This window comes from Corynebacterium sp. 32222D000AT, assembly GCF_053546955.1.
This window is the reverse complement of the sequence record NZ_JBPPVW010000002.1, coordinates 128618-147290: the sequence shown is the minus strand read 5'-3', so window position 1 is coordinate 147290 and position 18673 is coordinate 128618. Positions and strand designations below refer to the sequence as shown.

The following is an 18673-nucleotide window of genomic DNA, read 5'->3' as shown; positions in this document are numbered from 1 at the left end:
GCAACACGGTATTCTGGTGGCCATGACAAAGCGCGTTCACCTGCCCCACCCCGTCGTTGCCTCCCGCCTGCCGCTGCGCCTTTCGGCCTTCACCGCCGCCGCGCTGGTAGCCTGCGCCGCCCCGGCGGCCCTGGAGGCATCGGCGGCGCCAGGGCCCCAGGTGCAGGTACTCGCGCTGGATCCGAGCCAGGTGCGCCAGCCGGTCACGGACGAAGCCGGCGTACTATCGGACGCGCAGGTCAGCCAGCTGTCCGAGCAGATTTCGGAGCTGCAGACCGAGCAGCAGCGCCTGCTCTACATCATCTACTCCAACGATCTGTCCGGCCTGCAGGCCCAGGACTACGCGCAGCAGGTGGTCAACTCCCGCGGGCAGAACACCGCCGCCTTCGTGGTCAACGTGGACGCGCGCGACGCCGGCGTCTACGTGGGCGGCGAGTGGAACCAGAGCGACATCGACCGGCTCTACGATGCCGCCTATGCCCGCCTGGCCGCCGACGACTTCCCCGGGGCGGCGCAGGCCGTCGTCGAGGAGGCCCTCAAAAAGGGGCACGGAGAGGAGGGCGCCGGCGGGGCCGGCTGGCTGCTGGGCGGCGGCGCGGCCCTGGCCGCGGCCGGCGGCGGCATCTGGGCCTATTCGCGCCGCAAGACCAAGAAGCAGTCGCAGGCTACGCTGTCTGATGCCCGCAGCATCGACCCGGCCGACACCCGCCGGCTCGGCGCCCTGCCGCTGGAGACCCTGGAGGAGCGCGCCCACGAGGAGCTCGTCTCCACCGACGAGTCCATCCGCCGCGGCAAGGAAGAGCTCCAGCTCGCTCAGGCCGAGTTCGGCGCGGAGCGCACCCGCCAGTTCACCCGCGCGATGAACCACTCGACCGCCACGCTGCGCAAGGCCTTCGACATCCGCCAGCGCCTGGATGATTCCATCCCGGAATCCGAGTCCCAGCGCCGCCAGATGCTGGTCGACATCATCTCCTCTTGCGGCCAGGCCGACCAGGCCTTGGACGAGCAGGCGGAGGAATTCGCCGAGATGCGCAACCTGCTGGCCACCGCGGACAGCAAGCTGGACGAGCTGACCCAGCGCGTGGTCGACCTGCGCGCCCGCCAGCCGCAGGCGCAGTCCACCTGGGAGTCGCTGCAGGCCAACTACTCCACCGAGATGCTCGAGTCCATCGCCGACAACGTGGAGATGGCCGCGGTCAGCCTAGACGAGGCGGACAAGGACCTGGAGCGTGCCCGGGGTATTGCCGCCCAGCCGGCGGGCCAGCAGGGCGGGCTTATCGATGCCATTCGTTCCTGCGAGCACGCCCTCGAGGTGGCCAACCGGCTGCTGACCGGCGTGGAAAACGCCGAAACCAATATCGCCACCGCCCAGTCCCAGCTGGGAGCCCTCATCACCGAGGTCGACGAGGAGCTCGCCGAGGCCGAGCAGCTCAAGCAACAGGGCCAGTCCCAGGGCACCGCCGCCGACTGGGCCGCCCTGGACGAGCTGGTGGGCCGCGCCCGCGCCGCCGTCGACCGCGCGCGCCGCGAGGGGGACACGGATCCGCTGGGAAGCTATACCGAGCTGGCCACCATCGACACCGAGGTCGATCAGGCCTTGGACCGCGTCCGCGAGGTCACCTCGACCCACGCCCGCCAGCTGGCCCTGCTGGACCAGCAGCTCAACGCCGCGGCGGCGCAGATCCAGGCCGCCGAGGATCTGATCTCCTCGCGCGGGCGGCTCGTCGGCGCCTCCGCCCGGACCGCCCTGGCCGATGCGGAGCGCCTGCACGCCCAGGCGCTGCAGTACAAGAAGTCCGATATCCAGCGCGCCCTCGATGCCGCCCGGCAGGCACTGGCCGCCGCCCAGGCCGCGCTGCAGCGGGCCAAGAGCGACATCGACGACTACCGCCGCTCCCAGCGCCGCGCGCAGGCCGGCAACGTCGCCGGCAACGTGGTCACCGGCATGGTCATCGGCCAGATGCTCGGCGGCGGCAACCGCGGCGGTTTCGGTGGCGGCTTCGGCGGCGGTGGCTTCGGCGGGGGCGGCGGCTTCAGTGGCGGCGGCCGCGGCGGCGCCTTCTAGCCTTTCTGGTTTTCCGCTTGCCCCTCCCGCTCGCGGGAGGGCTAGATGCGCCGGGTCTGGCGCGGCAGATCGATAAGGCTAATCCCCCAGGTCAAAAAGGCCAGGTCTGCCAGCGGGAGGGCCTCGCCTGCCGGGGCGCGGGTGACCACGAGGTCCCCGCCCATCTGCGGGCTGGTGCGCGCGATGGTCACCGGGGCGTCCTCGCCCGTGCCTAAGGCCTTGACGCAGCGCTCCCGCCGGAAAGGCCGGGTGCGCTCCAGGATGTAGCGGCGGGGCCCGCAGGTAGCAGACAGGCGGGAGACCGAGAAGGTGGTCTGCTGGACGTTGTAAAACGTCCCCTGGGAGGAGGTGCCGCGCAGACGGAAACGCATCTGGCTGCCCAGGTTTTCGAGCAGCAGGTGGTCCCCCGCCACGGTGAGGACCTCGTCATTAGCGCTGGCGATGACGTCGTCTGCCTCATCCAGCAAACGCCCACCGCTCCAGCGCAACTGGGCCTCTACCCGGTGGCCGGAGTGCCCGTTAAATACACCCGCCTTGTCATTCACGGATGCAGTTTAAATCAGAACCGCCAGCACCGCCACCGCAGAGAGCAAAACCAGGGTGCCGATAATGGCGACCGAGCGCTGGGACAACCGGTTTTCCAAGATGACGCGGCTAAACCAGCTCAGCGCTGCGACCTCCTGGCGGCCCAGGTCCAGGGCCTTGTCTGGATCGGCATCGTTCTCGTCGTTCTCGAACTCCAGGATCGCCTCGCGCACGCCGTTGTTGGCGCCGCTGAATTGGGCGACCTTGCGGTCGTTGACGTCAAAGATGACCCAGTTGCTGCCCGACTCGTTGACCAGGCTGAAGGTCCGGCCCTCCAGGGAGGCCTGCAGGGTCTTGTCCTTTTTCAGGTTGCCGGCCAGGCGGTAGGTGCGCCCGTCGTCCGAGGTCGCCGAGGCGCCGAGATTCTCATCGATCTCGGTGCGCCAGTGTTGACCGTCGACCTCCGCGCCGGAGGCCGTGAAGGAGGCCAGCTCCTCCGGGCCGCGGCCCACCAGCAGCGTCGGGCGCTCCTTATCACTGCGATCCCAACTGGTGAAATGCATGCTTGCGCCTAGTCCCCTCTTAGCAGCCGATGAGGCGGGCGGCCAGGTAGGCTTCCAGCTCGTCGATCTTGACGCGCTCCTGCTCCATGGTGTCGCGCTCGCGCACAGTGACGGCGCCGTCCTCCAGGGAGTCGAAGTCGAAGGTCACGCAGAACGGGGTGCCGATCTCGTCCTGGCGACGGTAGCGGCGGCCGATGGCGCCGGAGACGTCGTAGTCGATGTTCCAGTGCGCGCGCAGCTTGTCCGCCAGTTCCTTAGCCGGGGTGGACAACTCGGGCTTCTTGGACAGCGGCAGGACCGCGACCTTGACCGGCGACAGGCGGCGGTCCAGGCGCAGCACGACGCGCTTGTCGGTGCCGCCCTTCGCGTTCGGGGCCTCCTCCTCGTGGTAGGCGTCCACCAGGAAGGCCATCATGGAGCGGCCCAGGCCGGCGGCCGGCTCGATGACGTAGGGGATCCAGCGCTCGTCGGCCTGCTGGTCGTAATAGGACAGGTCCTCGCCGGAGCCTTCCGCGTGCACACGCAGGTCGTAGTCCGTACGGTTGGCCACGCCCTCGAGCTCGCCCCACTTGGAGCCGGTGAAGCCGAAGGCGTATTCCACGTCCACCGTGCGCTTGGAGTAGTGCGACAGCTTTTCCTTCGGGTGCTCGTACAGGCGCAGGTTCTCCGGGTTAATACCCAGGTCGACGTACCAGTTGTAGCGATCGTCGATCCAGTACTGGTGCCACTGCTCGTCCTCGCCCGGCTTGACGAAGAACTCCATCTCCATCTGCTCGAACTCGCGGGTGCGGAAGATGAAGTTGCCCGGGGTGATCTCGTTACGGAAGGACTTGCCGATGTTGGCAATGCCGAACGGCGGCTTCATGCGCGCCGAGGTCAGTACGTTCTTGAAGTTGACGAAGATGCCCTGCGCAGTCTCCGGGCGCAGGTAGTGCAGGCCCTCCTCGTCATCGACGGGGCCCAGGTAGGTCTTCAGCAGGCCCGAAAACGCCTTCGGCTCGGTCCAGTTGCCGGGCTGGCCGGTCTCCGGATCGTTGATATCGGCTAGGCCGTTTTCCGGGGCGTGGCCGTGCTTTTCCTCGTAGGCCTCCAGCAGGTGGTCCGCGCGGTAGCGCTTGTGGGTGTAGAGGGACTCCACCAGCGGGTCGGTGAAGACCTCGACGTGGCCGGAGGAAACCCAGGTCTGGCGCGGCAGGATGATGGAGGAGTCGATACCCACGACGTCGTCACGGGACTGGACCATGTGGCGCCACCACTGGCGCTTGATGTTTTCCTTGAGCTCGACACCCAGCGGGCCGTAGTCCCACGCCGAGCGGGAACCGCCATAGATTTCACCCGCCTGGTAGACCAAACCACGTCGTTTACACAGGTTAACTACGGTATCAATGACGGATGCCATGAGTGTTTCTGACTCCTCTAGTCGGGATTTCAATCCCCGGCCGGTTGCAGGGGATATAGGTCAATCACAGTCTAGCGTGTCCCCGCCCGCGGCTCGCAGCGGGGGCACTCGGCGACCACCCAATCCAAAAATGTGAACGGGGGCACCCATTCACTTTTCCTGCTGCCTATTGGACGGCCGGTATATTATTGTGACTACACTAAGCAATATGGATTTGGTATACCTCGGCGTTGCTGTATGGCGATAATTTATCGTACTTAACCCCTATTTGGTCTAATACGAGAGTAAATATTCCCTATACCCGCACGCCCGCAGGAGAAAGAACACCCGCACATGTGTAGAAAGCAGGACGCCGCCGACGTCGAACCCGCGGTCCGGATTCTCGGCGCGCTCGATTCCCCCCTCCGCCTCCATATCCTCCTCCTGCTCCGCGAGCGCGAGCACTACGTCCACGAGCTGGTCGAGGCGCTCGACAAGTCCCAGCCGCTCATCAGCCAGCACCTGCGCGTGCTCAAGCAGGCCGGCCTCGTGCGCGCCGAGCGCTCCGGACGCGAGGTCACCTACCGGCTCGCCGCCGAGGAAATCCTCGACATCTACCGCCAGGCCGCCGCGCTCAGCGCCACGCTCCAGCCCGAGGACTAGCACTTCACCTAGTTGTAGATGTATCAACGCTGGTAAACTAGCCAGTATGGCCATCCAAAACAGTATTCCCAAGCTGGGCTCTCGCAACACCCGCCAACGCACCGCCGTCATCGAGGTCCTGCGGGAGCTGGAGAAATTCGCCTCCGCTAAAGACATCCACTTCGCGCTCCAGCAGCGCCAGGAAAAGGTGGGCCTGACCACCGTCTACCGCACCCTACAGTCCTTAAGCGACATCGATGCCGTCGATGCCCTCCACATGCCCAACGGCGAGACCCTCTACCGCCACTGCGACTCCGACGCGCACCATCACCACCTAGTCTGCACCAAGTGCGGCCGCACCGAGGAGATCGACGGCGGCCCCATCGAGGACTGGGCCGCCCGCGTCGCCAAGGAGCACGACTTCGAGCTGACCGGCCACGACGCCGAGATCTTCGGCACCTGCCGCCAGTGCCGCCTAGCCGATGAAGGCGGCGAAGCCGACGCCGAGTAGGTAGGTAATCCCGGCCGCGCCCAGCCCGATGAGCAGCTGGCGCAGCGCCCGCTTCAGCGGCGGCTTGCCGGAGATGACCCCCACGACGCCGCCGGTAAACATCAAGGCGATGGCCACCAGCACCAGCGCCACCACCGCCCCGACGGTGGTCGAGGCCCCGAAGAGGAACGGGATGATCGGGATAAACGCGCCGGTGGCGAAGAAGCAGAAGCTCGACAGCGCGGCCGACCACGCCTGGCCGATGACCCCCGGCGCGCCGCCGTCCGCCTCGCCCGGGGTCTCCCCGGCCGGCAGGCCCATCGCCCCCAGCCCCGCGGAGGGGTGCGCCGCGCGCTGGCGGGCCTGCATCTTGTCGAAGACCTCCTCGGCCTTGGTCTCCGCGGCCTCCGCGCCCATGCCGCGGGCCCGGTAGATGAGCGCGAGCTCGTTAGCGTTGACGTCCAGGTCCGGCACCAGCGTGTGGGCGTCCGGGGCCGGGCGGGAGGCCTCCAGCAGCTCGCTCTGGGACTTCACCGAGACGTATTCACCCGCCGCCATGGACAGCGCGCCGGCCAACAGGCCGGAAATGCCCGTCAGCAGCACCGCCGTCGAGGCCGCGCCCGAGCCCATCACGCCAATGACCAGCGCCAGGTTGGAGACCAGCCCGTCGTTGGCGCCGAAGACCGCGGCGCGGAAATTGCCCGACATCTTCTCCCGCCCGCGCGTGGCCAGCCCGCGCACGACCTCGGCGTGGACGTGCTCGTCCGCGGCCATCTGGTCGCTGGCGTCGATATCGTCCGTGTACGGGGTGCGCGTCTCCGCCGTCTGCATCAGCGCCAGCGTGAACACCGAACCGAAGTGCTGCGCCATAAAGCCCAGCGCCCGCGTGCTCAGATCCGGCTTGCGCGGGAAACCCACGGCGTCGCCTAGCTTGTCCCGCCAGTACTGTTCGTGCCGGGACTCCGACTCCGCCAGCTGCAGCAGGATTGAGCGCTCCTCGCCCTCCTTTTTGCGCGCCAGCTCGCGGTAGACGGCCGCCTCGGCGCGCTCGTTGGCCAGGTAGCGCCGCCACCGGTTGATCTGCTTTTTCGTCGGCCCCGTGGCCTGCATCGGCACCGACTCGCCGGAGGCGTTCACTACTTGGTACCTCCGAACCGGCGGTCGCGGCGCGCGTACTCCTCCACCGCGGCGAACATGTCTTCCGGCGTGAAGTCCGGGAAGAGCTTGTCCTGGTAAATCATCTCCGCGTACGCCGACTCCCATAGCAGGAAGTTCGAGGTCCGCTTCTCCCCCGACGGGCGCAGGAACAGATCCACGTCCGGCATGTCCGGATCGTAGAGGTGCTGGGCGATGGTCTTTTCGTTAATCTCGCGCGGTTTCATCTCCCCGCGCGCGACCTTGTCCGCAATCACCCGCATGCCGTCGACCAGCTCGGCCCGGCCGCCGTAGTTCACGCACATCACCAGGGTCATCCGCGTGTTGTCGCGGGTGAGCTCCTCGGCCGCCTCCAGCTCGCGGACCACGCTGCGCCACAGGCGCGGGCGCCGCCCGGCCCAGACCACGCGCACGCCCTTCTCGTGCAGCCAGCCGCGCTGGCGCCGCAGGACGTCGCGGTTAAAGCCCATCAGAAAGCGCACCTCTTCGGGGCTGCGCCGCCAGTTCTCCGTGGAGAAGGCGTAGGCCGACAGGTAGTCCACGCCCATGGCCAGGCAGGCGTCGACGGCGTCGAGCAGCACCGCCTCGCCGCGCTTGTGGCCCTCGGTGCGCGCCATGCCGCGCTCCTGCGCCCAGCGGCCGTTGCCGTCCATGACAAGCGCGATGTGCTTGGGCATAAATTCGGCGGGGATCTGCGGCGGGTGCAGGACTCGGTTCGGATCGGGAGTAATCACAGCCACCTATTCTACTGTCTGTACACCTGCCAACCGCAAGCGGTGCGGCTAGCTCTGATCCATCACCGACAGCGCCGTCACCTTGTGCTCGATGTGCCACTGCAGGTGCGCCCGCGTCAGCTGGTGGGCCTGGGCCCCGCGCTCCGGCACGGCGGCTATCGATGCCTCCGCCTGCCCCAGCCGGTCATGCGCCAGCAGCCACATCACGTGCAGGGTCTCCGGGTCCACCTCCGCGGCCCCGGGCGGGCGGCACTGGTGGCAGGCCGCCCCGCCGACCGCCGGGTGGAAGGCGTGGTGGGGGCCGGACGCCCCGCACTGGGCGCAGTCGAAGAGGCTGGGCGCCCAGCCGGCGTGCGCCATCGCCTGCAGGAGGAAGGAGTCCAGCACGGCGGTGGGATCGGCATCGGTCTGCAGCAGGCTAAACGTCGCGCGCAGGGCCTCGTACAGGTACGGGTCGGTGTCCGTGGCGGCCAGGCGCTCGGCGGATTCCAGGGCCGCGCAGGCGGCGGTGTAGCGGTCGTAGTCGTAGGTGATCTTGGCCCCGTAGTATTCCACGGTGTCGGCCTGGGAGATGGTAGCCAGGTTGCGGCCCGGGTACAGCTGCACGTCCAGGTTGACGAAGTGCTGCAACCGGGACCCGAACCGGGACTTGGCCCGGCGCACCCCCTTGGCCACGGATCGGACTAGCCCGTGCTCGCGGGTCAGCAGAACGACCACCCGGTCGGCCTCGCCGAAATCATAGGTGCGGATGACCCAGGCGCGGTCCCGGTACGACGCCCGCGACATGGCCTAGAAGCCCAACCGGCCCAGCGACTTCGGGTCGGACTGCCAGTTCTTGAGCACCTTGATGCGCAGGTCCAGGTAGATGTTCTGGCCCAGCAGGGAGATGATTTCCTTGCGGGCGTTGCCCACGATCCGGCGCATCCGGCGCCCGTCCTTGCCCTCGATGATGCGCTTTTGGCCCGGGCGCTCCACGTAGAGCACGGCGTGGACGTCGAGCACGCCCTCGCGCTCCGGGTCCGGCAGGATCTCGTCGACCTCCACGGCCACCGAGTGCGGCAACTCGTCCTTGAGCCCGGACAGCGCGGCCTCGCGGATGAGCTCCGAGATGCGGGTGTCCCGGTCGTCGTCGGTGACGTGGTCGTCCGGGTAGAACTTCGGGCCCTCCGGCAGCGCCTCGGTCAGCACGCCGATGAGCTCCTCGATCTGCGTGTTCTCCCGCGCGGAGACCGGGATGACCACCGCATCCGGATCGTCCTGGGTCAGCAGCTCGTGCAGGGCGAGCAGCTGCGCGCCGACCTGGTCCTTGGTGGCCTTGTCCAGCTTGGTCACGATCCCGACGATCGGGGTGCGCGGGGCGACCTTCTTGACGTTGTCCAGGATCCAGCGGTCGCCCGGGCCGATCTTCTCGTCCGCCGGCACGGTCATGCCGATGACGTCGACGTCGGCGTAGGTGTCCTTGACGGCCTCGTTGAGGCGCTCGCCCAACAACGTGCGCGGCCGGTGCAGGCCGGGGGTGTCCACCACGATGATCTGGGCATTGTCGCGGTGCACCAGCCCGCGGATCGGGTGACGCGTGGTCTCCGGCTGATCCGCGGTGATCGCGATCTTCTGCCCCACCAGCGCGTTGGTCAGGGTGGACTTGCCGGTGTTCGGGCGGCCGACAAAGCTGACAAACCCGGAGCGGAAGCCCTCCGGGGTGCCGGCGGTGCCGGTCAAGAAAGTTTCATTAGTCATCGTGGAAACTATCCTACAAGGTCACGCGCGGGGGCAGGAAAACCTAGAGTTCGTCCACGCTGAACTGCAGCTGCGGGTGGGCGAAGCAGTCCTGGGCGGCGATGAGCTCCAGCTCGCGCGAGTCCGCCTCGTAGGTGGTGCGGAGCAGATCGTAGACCTGGGAGGCCGTGGCCTTGAGCGCCTCGTGGGCGTCCTGGTGGCGCACGTAGTGGCCGGTGAACAGGGCCGCGGTCACGTCGCCGGAGCCGTTGTACTTGACCGGCAGGCGCGGGGTGGTCACCGAAAAGGCGCGGTCGCCGTCCACGGCGATCATCTCCACCTGGTCCTCCGGGGTCTCGGGCCGCTCGACGGAGGTCACCAGGACCACGCGCGGGCCGATGTCCTGGGCCACCTTGACCGCCTGCAGGGTCTCTTCCAGCGTGCCGGTCGGCTGGCCGGTCAGGTAGCCCAGCTCGAACTGGTTCGGGAAGATGATGTCGGCGACCGGCAGGATCTTATCGCGCAGCAGCGGCGGGATCTCGTCGGAGACGAAGCAACCGGACTTTTCGTTGCCCATCACCGGGTCGCAGGCGTACAGCGCCTGCGGGTTGGCCTTTTTGACCCGGCGCACGGCGTCGATGATGACCTCCGCGATATCGGAGCCGCCCTGGTAGCCGGACAGCACCGCCGCAACGTCCGGGAAGGCGCCGCGGCGCTCGATGCCGTCGATGATCTCCGTGACCTGCGCGGCCGGCAGCTGCGGCCCGCCCCAGTCACCGTAGCCGGTGTGGTTCGAAAAGTTCACGGTGTGCACGGGCCAGACCTCATGGCCGGCGCGTTGGAGGGGAAAGACGGCAGCGGAGTTTCCCACGTGCCCGTAAGCCACGTGGGACTGGATGGAAAGGATACTCATGGCAGATTAGTCTAGCCGGCGTCGTGGTCGCTGTTGTCCGGTTTGGCCACCGGCTCCCCCACCGGCGGGATGCCGCCGCCCGGCACCTGGCGATCCAGGTCGGCGCGATCGGCGGCCGAGGGGAACGCCCGCGGGCCGGTTGGCTTGGGCTGGTATTCCACCCCGCGCGCTGACAGGTCGTCGTACCAGTTGGCCAGCAGCTCGTTCTGCAGGCCGAACATCTCCTTTTCCTCCGCGGGGGTGGCGTGGTCGTAGCCCAGCAGGTGCAGCACGCCGTGCACGGTCAGCAGCGCCAGCTCGTGGCCCAGCGAGTGGCCGGCGGCCTGCGCCTGGCGCTCGGCGAATTCCGGGCACAGGACGATATCGCCCAGCATCGCCGGGCCGAAGCCGTCCTGGGCCGCGGGCGCGTCCTGCCGCAGCGTGCCGGTGCTCGATCCCGGGGTGATCTCATCCATCGGGAAGCTCATCACGTCCGTGGGCCCGGCCAGGTCCATCCAGCGCACGTGCATGTCCTCGATCGTGGCCAGGTCGACCGCGGAGATGGTCGCCTCGGCCTCGGGGCTGACGTCCATCTGCGCCAGGGCGAAGCTGGCGACGTCGTTGAGCATTTCCTCGTTCACGCCCGGGTAGCCGGACTCGTTGACAAATTCAATGGCCATGTTTTTCTAGCCCTCCTGCTTCTGGCGGCCGCATTCTCGGGCGGCATCGTAGGCATCGTAAGCATTGACGATCCGCCCGACCAGCGCGTGGCGCACCACGTCGTGGGAACCGAGATCCGCGAAATAAATGTCGTCCACCCCGTCCAGGATGCGGCGCACGACCTTCAGCCCGGAGACCTGCCCGCGCGGCAGGTCCACCTGGGAGACGTCGCCGGTGACCACGATGGTCGAGCCAAAGCCCAGTCGGGTCAGGAACATCTTCATCTGTTCGGGCGTGGTGTTTTGGGCCTCGTCGAGGATGACGAAGGCATCGTTAAGCGTGCGGCCGCGCATATAGGCCAGCGGGGCGACCTCGATGATGCCGGCGTCCATCAGCTTCGGGATCATCTCCGGGTCCAGCATGTCCCGCAGCGCGTCGTAGAGCGGGCGCAGGTAGGGGTCGATCTTGTCGTTCAGCGTGCCGGGCAGAAAGCCCAGCTTCTCGCCCGCCTCGACGGCCGGGCGGGTCAGGATGATGCGCTGGACCTGCTTGTTCTGCAGCGCCTGGACGGCCTTGGCCACGGCCAGGTAGGTCTTGCCGGAGCCGGCCGGGCCGATGCCGAAGACCACCGTGTGATCATCGATCGCCTGCACGTAGCGGCTCTGCCCCACCGTCTTCGGCCGGATGGTCTTGCCACGCCGCGAGATAATGTCCGCGGCCAGCGCCTGGCTGACCGACAGCGGCGCTTCCGTTTCGATCATGGCCACGGTGTGCTTGACCGTCTCCGGGGAGATGGCGTGCCCGCGGCGGGCGATGGCCTCCAGCTCGTCGAAGACCTTGACCGCCCGGGCGATCTCAAAATCGGGGCCCGTGACGGTCACCGTGGTGCCGCGGGCGAAGAGATCGGCATCCAGCTGGTCGTTGAGCACGCGCAGCGTCGTATCCGCCGTGCCCAGCACGGCGTTGACATAAACCGGGTCGAGCTCAATTTTTTGGGTATCAATAGCCACGCCCATAGGCTACCAGCGCTCGGTTAACGCCCCGATAGCCGCCAGGGCCACCATGGCTGCCGATGCCGTCCGCAGCACCTGCGGTCCCAACTTGATAGGTTGCGCCCCGGCCTGGGTCAGGCGTTCTAGCTCCGCGCTGCCGATGCCACCTTCCGGGCCCACCAGCAGAAAGACCGTGCCGGAAAGCTGGGCCGCGCGGATGCTGCGGGTGGCCTCCTCGTGCAGGACCAAGGCGTGATCGGCCTGGGCCAGCAGCTGGGTCAGCTCGCCGGTGGTGACCGGTCCGTGAACCTGCGGGATGCGGGCCCGGCGGGACTGCTTGGCCGCCGCCTGGGCCGCGGCCTCCCACTTGGCCAGCGCCTTCGGGATCTTCTTGCCCTCCCACTTGGCCACGCAGCGGTCGGCCTGCCAGGCGATGATCTCGTCCGCGCCGGCCTGGGTGGCCAGATCCACGGCCAGCTCCGCGCGCTCCGACTTCGGGATGGCCTGCACGACGACCACCTTGGGCTCCGGGGCGGGTTCTGCGCGCACCGCGGTGACGGCGGCGTCCAGCTGGTCCTTGCCGGCGGTGGTGGTGACCTCGGCGGTGACCACGCGGCCGGTGCCGTCGATAAGCTCGAGCTGCTCGGCGGGTTTGAGCCGCTTGACCGTCACGGCGTGGCGGCCCTCCGGCCCGTCGAGGTGTACCTGCTGGCCCACCTCGGCCCCGCTCAGGTCCGGGTGGATGAATACGGGCAGCGACATTAGCGGCGGAAGTGGCCCCGCAGGCGGGAGAACAGCGACTCGTCTTGGCCGTCGCCCTCCTCCTTGACGGTGGCGGTGTCGTTCTGGCGGTCGCGGATCTTCTCCAGCGCCTCGCGGGTCTTCTTGTCCAGGTTGCGCGGGACGACCACGTCCACGTGGGCGTACAGGTTGCCCGCGCCCTCGGTGCGCAGGCGGGTCATGCCCTGTCCCGGGATCTCGATGGCCTCGCCCGGCTGCGTACCGGCGGCCACGTCCACGGTGACGTCCTCGCCATTGAGGTGCGGCAGCTTGACCTGGGTGCCCAGGGCGGCATCCACCATGGGCACGCGCAGGGTCACGTGCAGGTCGTCGGCGTCGCGCTCGAAGACCTTGTGCGGGCGGGTGTTCACCTCCACGTAAAGGTCGCCGGCCGGGCCGCCGCCGTGGCCGACCTCGCCCTGGGAGGCCATGCGGATGCGCATGCCGTTGCCGATACCCGCCGGGATATTGACCTTCAAATCGCGGCGCTTCTTCACGCGGCCGTCGCCGCCGCAGTGGTTGCAGGGGTCCTCGATGATTTCGCCGTAGCCCTGGCACTGCGGGCACGGGCGCGAAGTAAGGACATTGCCCAAGAAGCTGCGCTGGGTCTCCTGGATCTCGCCCGCGCCGGAGCAGGTCGGGCAGGTCACCGGCTTGGCCTTGGACTCCGAACCGGAGCCCTCGCACTTGTCGCAGAGCACGGCGGTGTCCACGGTGACCTGCTTCTGCAGGCCGGTGAAGGCCTCCTCCAGCGTGATGCTGGTGCGCAGTAGGGCGTCGTTGCCCGGCTGCACGCGCGAACGCGGGCCGCGGGAGCCGCCGGCCGCCCCGCCGAAGAACTCGGCGAAGATATCGCCCAGGCCGCCGCCCCCGAAGCCGCTGAAGCCGCCCGCGCCGGCACCGGGACCGCCGCCGCGCTGCTCCATGGGATCTCCGCCCATGTCCACGATCTGGCGCTTCTGCGGGTCCAGCAGGACCTCCTGGGCCAGGGAGGCTTCGCGGAACTTCTCCGCCGCCTCGTCGTCGCCCGGGTTCACGTCCGGGTGGTACTTGCGCGCGAGCTTGCGGTAGGCCTTCTTAATCTCCGAGTCGGACGCGGACTTGTCCACGCCCAGAATGCCGTAATAGTCACGAGCCACGGTAAATTGCGTCCTTACTTGCTTAGTCGTTAGGGGTTTTTAAAAAATCTGTAGCGGCCTTCCAGCCTACTAGCCGCCGGAACGGCTATTTCTCCCCGGCCAGAATTTCGCTGACATAGCGTGCAACAGCAGAAACCTTAGCGATTGTTCCCGAGTAATCCATAAACGTCGGTCCCACCACGCCGAGGCCGCCCAGCGTCTCGCCGTCCGTGCCGTAGGCGGTGGTCACCACCGACGACGAACGCAGGGCATCCGCCTCGTGCTCGTCCCCGATGACCACGGAGACGTTGCCCATATCCGGCACGCGCGCCAGTAGCTTGAGGAAGACGACCTGCTCCTCGAGGGCATCGATAATGCCCGGCAGGCCGTCCGGGAAGTCCCGGGCCAGGCGGGTCAGGTTGGAGGTGCCGGCCAGCAGCAGGCGGTCGGCCGGCTGGTTGACCAGGGTCTCAATCAGCGTCGTGGCGCTGTTGAGCACGTGCACGCGCATGTCCACCGGCGCGACGTCCACCAGGTCGGCCAGGGACTGGGAGGCCTCCGTGATGGTCTTGCCCGCCAAGGCGTTGTTGAGCAGCTCGCGCAGCCGATGCGTCTGGTCCGGGTCGATGACCGAATCCAGCGCCACGTTGCGCTGGTCCACCCGGCCGGTATCCGTGATCAACACCAAGAGCAGGCGGACGGGGCTCAGCGCCACGACCTCGCAGTGCTTGACGCGGGAGACCTGCAGGTTCGGCATCTGCACCACCGCGGCCTGCTTGGTGACCTGGGCCAGAAGCTGCACCGAGCGGGAGAGCACGTCTTCCAGGTCCACGCCGCCTTCCAGGAAGTTGAGCATGGCGCGGCGCTCCGAGGAGCTCAAAGGTTTTAAGTCGTGGATGGCATCCACGAAGAGACGGTAGCCCTTCTGCGTGGGCACGCGCCCAGAGCTGGCGTGCGGTTGGGTGATAAGGCCTTCGGATTCCAGCGCCGCCATGTCGTTGCGGATGGTCGCCGATGATACCCCCAGCTGGTAGCGCTCCAGCAGGGTTTTCGAGCCCACCGGTTCCTGGCTGGCAATATAGTCCGCGACGATGGCACGCAGGACTTCCTTGCGGCGCGCATCAGTAGTGCTAGACATGCCTTTAAGCCTACCCGCGGTCTTCGGCCACCAAGATATCGGTGATAATCCCGTCCGCCAGCAGGCGGCCGGCGTCCGTGACCTTCAACCGCCCGTCGGCTTCTGTCAGCAGCCCGCGCTGCCGATGCCGCCCCACCACCTCGTCGGCAGCCTGCGACACCCAGTCGCGCGGGATGCCTTCGGCCAGGCGCAGGCCCAGCATGATGGCCTCGGTGTGCCGGTCGGCGTCGGTGAGGGTTTCTTCGCCGGAGATGGGCAAGGTGGCATCGGCAAGCAGGCGGGAGTAGCGGGCCGGGTGCTTGACGTTGAAAAAGCGGGTCTTCCCCAGGTGGGAGTGGGCGCCGGGGCCGGCACCCCACCAGTCGCCGTCACGCCAGTAGATGAGGTTGTGGCGGCATTCCCCACCCGGCTTCGCCCAGTTGGAGACCTCGTACCAGCCGTAGCCGGCCTCTTCCAGCGCGCCCGCGATGAGCTGGTAGCGCCGGGCCAGAACGTCCTCGTCGGGGGCCGGCAGCTGGCCCTTGTTGACCTTGCGCGCCATGCGGGTGCCGTCCTCGACGATGAGCGAATAGGCGCTGACGTGGTCCACGCCCGTGGCCAGCACGCGGTCCAGGGTCGCGCGCACGTCGTCGTCGGTCTCGCCCGGCGTGCCGTAGATCATGTCCAGGTTCACGTGCTCGAAGCCGGCGGCCAGGGCCTCGGCGGCCGCGTCGAAGGCCCGGCCCGGGGTGTGGGCGCGCTCCAGCACCGCCAGCACGGCCGACGATGCCGACTGCATCCCCAGGCTCACCCGCGTAAAGCCCGCCTCGCGCAGGCCGGCGAAAAACGCCGGGTCCGTCGACTCCGGGTTGGACTCCGCGGTCACCTCCGCGCCTGGCGCCAGGCCGAAGGTCGCGCGCACGCGGTCCAGCACCCGGCCCAAACCATCCGCGCCCAGCAGCGACGGGGTGCCGCCGCCGATAAAGACCGTCTCCGCCGGGCGCTGGACCCGAGCTGCGGCCAGCTCGAGCTCCTTATCCAGGGCGTCGAGGTAGCTGGCCTGCGAATTAGGCGCGCCCAGTTCCCCGGGCGTATACGTGTTGAAATCGCAATACCCGCAGCGTGTGGCGCAAAACGGGACGTGGATGTAGAGCCCAAAGGAATCCTGCATGGGCATCAGCCTAGCGAAAGCGGGAACAAACTTGGGGGTCAGGGCGGTTATACATGTAGTCTAAGAAGGTAAAAAATCCCCGTCCCCAAGGAAAGAAAGGCTACTTTGGTGGAACCTCCCAGTCGATGTCCCCGCTACCTGTATCTAGGCGGTGGGGTCTAAACCATGTGGTCCGCAGCTTTGATGCTCTTAGCGGGCATCGTGGTCATCGCTCTCATCATTGTGGCCAACGCGTATTTCGTCGCGCAGGAATTCGCGTTCATGTCGGTCGATCGTACGCAGCTTCGCACCGCGGCCGCCCGCGGGGATAAAACCGCCCAGCGGGCCCTGCACATCACCGAGCGCACCTCCTTCATGCTCTCGGGCGCGCAGCTGGGTATTACGATTTCCGGCCTGCTCATCGGCTACGTCGCCGAGCCGCTGGTTGGCGAGGCCCTAGGCGTGCTGCTCGGCGGCGTCGGCGTGCCGCGTGCGGTCTCCGTCACCGTCGGCACCGTGGTCGCGCTGGCGCTGTCGACCATCGCCAGCATGCTCTTCGCGGAGCTGTTCCCCAAGAACTACACCATCGCCGCGCCGATGAAGTCGGCGCGCTTCCTGGCCGCGTCCACGCAGTGGTACCTGCGCATCTTCGGCTGGATCATCCACTTCTTCGAGTATTCTTCCAACGCCATCCTGCGCCTGTTCCGCGTGGAGCCGGTCGACGACGTGGACTCCTCGGCCACCACCGACGACTTCGAGTCCATCGTGGACGCCTCCCACGAGGCCGGTGACCTGGACCAGGACACCTACATGGTGCTCGACCGCCTGCTGGACTTCCCCGAGCACGACGTCGAGCACGCGATGATCCCGCGCTCCCGCGCCGACGCCGTCGACCCGGAGACCACCCTCGGCGAGGTCCGCGCGCTCATGGCCGCCAACCACACCCGCTACCCCGTCGTCGACGAGGAACACAACCCCATCGGCGTCGTCCACCTCATGGACGTCCTGGGCTCCGAGCTTGCCGCCGATGCCCCGGTCACCCGCGTCATGCGCGAGCCCGTCGTGGTGCCCGAGATGATGCCGCTGCCGGATCTCGTCTCCGAGCTGCGCGGCCAGGACCAGAAGCTGGCCTGCGTAATTGACGAATACGGCGGGTTTGTCGGCATCGTTACGCTCGAGGACCTAGCCGAGGAAATCCTGGGTGATGTCACCGACGAGCACGACATCGAGGAATCCGAGGAAATCACCGAGCAGGGCGAGAACCACTGGATTGTCGACGGCGACACGCCGCTGGACGAGGTCGAGCGCGCCATCGGCCACGACCTGCCCGAGGGCGACTACGAGACCATCTCCGGGCTGCTGATGTCCCAGACCGGCGCGCTGGTTGAGGCCGGCGAGGTCCACACCATCGACCTGGAGGCCGAGCCCGAGGACTGGGTCGACGCTGACGATGCCCCACTGCGCCACCTCAAGGTACGCGTCGAGGAGATCGACCGGCACGTGCCCTCTAGCCTGGCGCTCGAGCTCGTCGAAGAGTACCGGGAGGAGGAGAAGTAATGGACAACTGGGTTTTCAATCTGCTGGTGACGATCGTCATCATCATCGCCTCCGCGTTCTTCGTGGTCATCGAGTTCTCCCTGCTGGGCGCGCGCCGCAACCGCCTCGAGGAGATGGCCGAGGACTCCCGCAGCGCCCGCGCCGGCCTGCGCAGCCTCAACGAGCTGACGATGATGCTCGCCGGCTCCCAGCTCGGCATCACCGCCGCCACCTTCATCCTCGGTGCGGTCACCAAGCCGTGGTTCCACCACCTGCTGATGCCCGTCTTCGAGGCGCTGAGCATGCCCGCGCGCGTGGCCGACATCGTGGCGTTTATCGTCGCGCTGTTCCTGGCGACGTTCCTGCACCTGGTCATCGGCGAGATGGCCCCGAAGTCCTGGGCGATCACCCACCCGGAGACCGCTTTGCGGCTCATCGCCATCCCCGCCCGCGCCTTCATCTGGATTTTCCGGCCGCTGTTGGCCTGGATCAACCGGATGGCCAACAGGCTGGTGAAGCTGGCCGGCGAGGAGCCCGTCGACCGCGCCGCGGCCGCCGGCTACAACGTCGAGACCCTGCGTAGCCTGGTCGAGCACTCCCGCGAGACCGGCGCCATGGACGACGAATCCGCCTCCCAAATCACCGGCGTCATCGAGCTCGAGTCCTCGACCGTCGCCGAGCTCGCCCGCGAGCACGGTTCCGCCGTGGTCCCCATGCCCAGCGACACCACCGTCCGCGAGCTGCAGGACCTGGTGCTGCGCAAGGACATCATGCGCGTGCTCGTCTTCGGCAAGTCCTCCCGCGTACCGCGCCTGGTCCACGTCCGCGACACCCTGCTCGCCGACCCGGAGACCCCGGTGCTCGAGTTCTCGCGCCCGTGCCTGACCGTTGCCGGCGCCACGACCGTGCAGCACACGCTGGACCACATGCGCGCCCGCAACGAGCAGCTCGTGGTCGTCGGCCGGGCCGACAAGGACAACGCCATGTGGGTGCTGACCTGGGACGACATCATGGGCCAGCTGTGGCCGCAGATCGCCGAGAAGCTCGACCAGGTCACCGAGACCAAGTAACAGTTCTACCCGCCTTCCCGCAGCCTGGGTACATTCCTAGGCTGCGGGTCTTTTTCGCAGGTCGCGCCGCAAAATGGGCGTTTTCTGCTG

19 protein-coding genes are annotated in these 18673 nt (G+C 67.6%); 5 read left to right on the top strand and 14 right to left on the bottom strand.

All coding sequences use genetic code 11. The features are described from left to right. Positions 1-22 precede the first annotated feature (22 nt). The gene (locus ACEE23_RS01750; RefSeq protein WP_448873503.1) at positions 23-2065 is read left to right on the top strand and encodes a TPM domain-containing protein; all 2043 of its coding nucleotides are present in this window, start codon (positions 23-25) and stop codon (positions 2063-2065) included. A 41-nt stretch (positions 2066-2106) separates the two neighbouring features. Here the strand turns inward: ACEE23_RS01750 and ACEE23_RS01745 are convergent, their stop codons facing one another. From ACEE23_RS01745 to ACEE23_RS01735, 3 genes are read right to left on the bottom strand one after another with little or no spacing between them, the layout of a single operon-like run. After that, positions 2107-2610, bottom strand: a complete 504-nt coding sequence (locus tag ACEE23_RS01745) for a hypothetical protein (RefSeq protein WP_368520271.1) — start codon at positions 2608-2610, stop codon at positions 2107-2109. 9 nt (positions 2611-2619) lie between these two features. Then, positions 2620-3153, bottom strand: a complete 534-nt coding sequence (locus ACEE23_RS01740; protein ID WP_368520272.1) for a hypothetical protein — start codon at positions 3151-3153, stop codon at positions 2620-2622. Positions 3154-3172: 19 nt separating this feature from the next. Further along, complete coding sequence (locus ACEE23_RS01735; protein WP_070768827.1) at positions 3173-4552, bottom strand: glycine--tRNA ligase; 1380 nt, start codon at positions 4550-4552, stop codon at positions 3173-3175. 333 nt (positions 4553-4885) lie between these two features. Here ACEE23_RS01735 and ACEE23_RS01730 point away from each other — a divergent pair, with 333 nt between their 5' ends. Beyond that, positions 4886-5194 carry an ArsR/SmtB family transcription factor gene (locus ACEE23_RS01730; protein ID WP_368520273.1) on the top strand — a complete coding sequence of 103 codons (309 nt, stop codon included), beginning with the start codon at positions 4886-4888 and terminating at the stop codon, positions 5192-5194. A gap of 46 nt (positions 5195-5240) precedes the next feature. Continuing rightward, complete coding sequence (locus tag ACEE23_RS01725; protein ID WP_368520274.1) at positions 5241-5684, top strand: Fur family transcriptional regulator; 444 nt, start codon at positions 5241-5243, stop codon at positions 5682-5684. On the opposite strand, the gene ACEE23_RS01720 is transcribed toward ACEE23_RS01725, so the two are convergent. The 11 genes from ACEE23_RS01720 to hemW form a co-directional block, all read right to left on the bottom strand. Beyond that, the gene (locus tag ACEE23_RS01720; RefSeq protein ID WP_409338195.1) at positions 5649-6773 is read right to left on the bottom strand and encodes a VIT1/CCC1 transporter family protein; all 1125 of its coding nucleotides are present in this window, start codon (positions 6771-6773) and stop codon (positions 5649-5651) included. The two genes, ACEE23_RS01725 and ACEE23_RS01720, sit on opposite strands and share 36 nt — an antisense overlap. A 26-nt stretch (positions 6774-6799) precedes the next feature. Further along, entirely contained in the window at positions 6800-7552 is a 753-nt protein-coding gene (locus ACEE23_RS01715; RefSeq protein ID WP_368520275.1) for an isoprenyl transferase, read from the bottom strand. A 48-nt stretch (positions 7553-7600) separates the two neighbouring features. Next, the gene (gene recO / locus ACEE23_RS01710; RefSeq protein ID WP_368520276.1) at positions 7601-8338 is read right to left on the bottom strand and encodes a DNA repair protein RecO; all 738 of its coding nucleotides are present in this window, start codon (positions 8336-8338) and stop codon (positions 7601-7603) included. 3 nt (positions 8339-8341) lie between these two features. Next, the gene (era, locus tag ACEE23_RS01705) at positions 8342-9289 is read right to left on the bottom strand and encodes a GTPase Era (protein WP_368520277.1); all 948 of its coding nucleotides are present in this window, start codon (positions 9287-9289) and stop codon (positions 8342-8344) included. Between the two features lie 43 nt (positions 9290-9332). Continuing rightward, positions 9333-10181, bottom strand: coding sequence for a pyridoxal kinase PdxY (gene pdxY / locus ACEE23_RS01700; RefSeq protein ID WP_368520278.1), 849 nt, complete (start codon positions 10179-10181; stop codon positions 9333-9335). An 11-nt stretch (positions 10182-10192) separates the two neighbouring features. After that, entirely contained in the window at positions 10193-10840 is a 648-nt protein-coding gene (ybeY, locus tag ACEE23_RS01695; RefSeq protein WP_368520279.1) for an rRNA maturation RNase YbeY, read from the bottom strand. 6 nt (positions 10841-10846) lie between these two features. Next, a complete protein-coding gene (locus tag ACEE23_RS01690) occupies positions 10847-11830 on the bottom strand; it encodes a PhoH family protein (protein ID WP_368520280.1) in 984 nt (327 codons plus the stop codon). A 9-nt stretch (positions 11831-11839) separates the two neighbouring features. After that, positions 11840-12574, bottom strand: a complete 735-nt coding sequence (locus tag ACEE23_RS01685) for a 16S rRNA (uracil(1498)-N(3))-methyltransferase (protein WP_368520281.1) — start codon at positions 12572-12574, stop codon at positions 11840-11842. Then, entirely contained in the window at positions 12574-13731 is a 1158-nt protein-coding gene (dnaJ, locus tag ACEE23_RS01680) for a molecular chaperone DnaJ (RefSeq protein WP_368520282.1), read from the bottom strand. Before dnaJ ends, ACEE23_RS01685 begins: the two co-directional genes overlap by 1 nt. Before the next feature lie 85 nt (positions 13732-13816). Then, positions 13817-14848, bottom strand: coding sequence for a heat-inducible transcriptional repressor HrcA (gene hrcA, locus ACEE23_RS01675; protein WP_368520283.1), 1032 nt, complete (start codon positions 14846-14848; stop codon positions 13817-13819). A gap of 10 nt (positions 14849-14858) precedes the next feature. Further along, positions 14859-15998, bottom strand: a complete 1140-nt coding sequence (gene hemW / locus ACEE23_RS01670) for a radical SAM family heme chaperone HemW (RefSeq protein WP_368520284.1) — start codon at positions 15996-15998, stop codon at positions 14859-14861. 165 nt (positions 15999-16163) lie between these two features. Between hemW and ACEE23_RS01665 the strand changes: the two genes are divergently transcribed. Beyond that, on the top strand, positions 16164-17534 hold the full coding sequence (locus tag ACEE23_RS01665) for a hemolysin family protein (protein ID WP_368520285.1): 1371 nt from the start codon (positions 16164-16166) through the stop codon (positions 17532-17534). Next, positions 17534-18583, top strand: coding sequence for a CNNM domain-containing protein (locus ACEE23_RS01660; RefSeq protein ID WP_368520286.1), 1050 nt, complete (start codon positions 17534-17536; stop codon positions 18581-18583). Before ACEE23_RS01665 ends, ACEE23_RS01660 begins: the two co-directional genes overlap by 1 nt. Positions 18584-18673: the final 90 nt, after the last annotated feature.

Coding starts and splice junctions, on each gene's coding strand:
- ACEE23_RS01750 (WP_448873503.1), top strand. CDS start 23: ATGACAAAGCGCGTTCACCTGCCCCACCCCGTCGTTGCCTCCCGCCTG.
- ACEE23_RS01740 (WP_368520272.1), bottom strand. CDS start 3,153: ATGCATTTCACCAGTTGGGATCGCAGTGATAAGGAGCGCCCGACGCTG.
- ACEE23_RS01735 (WP_070768827.1), bottom strand. CDS start 4,552: ATGGCATCCGTCATTGATACCGTAGTTAACCTGTGTAAACGACGTGGT.
- ACEE23_RS01730 (WP_368520273.1), top strand. CDS start 4,886: ATGTGTAGAAAGCAGGACGCCGCCGACGTCGAACCCGCGGTCCGGATT.
- ACEE23_RS01725 (WP_368520274.1), top strand. CDS start 5,241: ATGGCCATCCAAAACAGTATTCCCAAGCTGGGCTCTCGCAACACCCGC.
- ACEE23_RS01720 (WP_409338195.1), bottom strand. CDS start 6,773: ATGCAGGCCACGGGGCCGACGAAAAAGCAGATCAACCGGTGGCGGCGC.
- recO (WP_368520276.1), bottom strand. CDS start 8,338: ATGTCGCGGGCGTCGTACCGGGACCGCGCCTGGGTCATCCGCACCTAT.
- era (WP_368520277.1), bottom strand. CDS start 9,289: ATGACTAATGAAACTTTCTTGACCGGCACCGCCGGCACCCCGGAGGGC.
- pdxY (WP_368520278.1), bottom strand. CDS start 10,181: ATGAGTATCCTTTCCATCCAGTCCCACGTGGCTTACGGGCACGTGGGA.
- ybeY (WP_368520279.1), bottom strand. CDS start 10,840: ATGGCCATTGAATTTGTCAACGAGTCCGGCTACCCGGGCGTGAACGAG.
- ACEE23_RS01685 (WP_368520281.1), bottom strand. CDS start 12,574: ATGTCGCTGCCCGTATTCATCCACCCGGACCTGAGCGGGGCCGAGGTG.
- hrcA (WP_368520283.1), bottom strand. CDS start 14,848: ATGTCTAGCACTACTGATGCGCGCCGCAAGGAAGTCCTGCGTGCCATC.
- hemW (WP_368520284.1), bottom strand. CDS start 15,998: ATGCAGGATTCCTTTGGGCTCTACATCCACGTCCCGTTTTGCGCCACA.
- ACEE23_RS01665 (WP_368520285.1), top strand. CDS start 16,164: ATGTGGTCCGCAGCTTTGATGCTCTTAGCGGGCATCGTGGTCATCGCT.
- ACEE23_RS01660 (WP_368520286.1), top strand. CDS start 17,534: ATGGACAACTGGGTTTTCAATCTGCTGGTGACGATCGTCATCATCATC.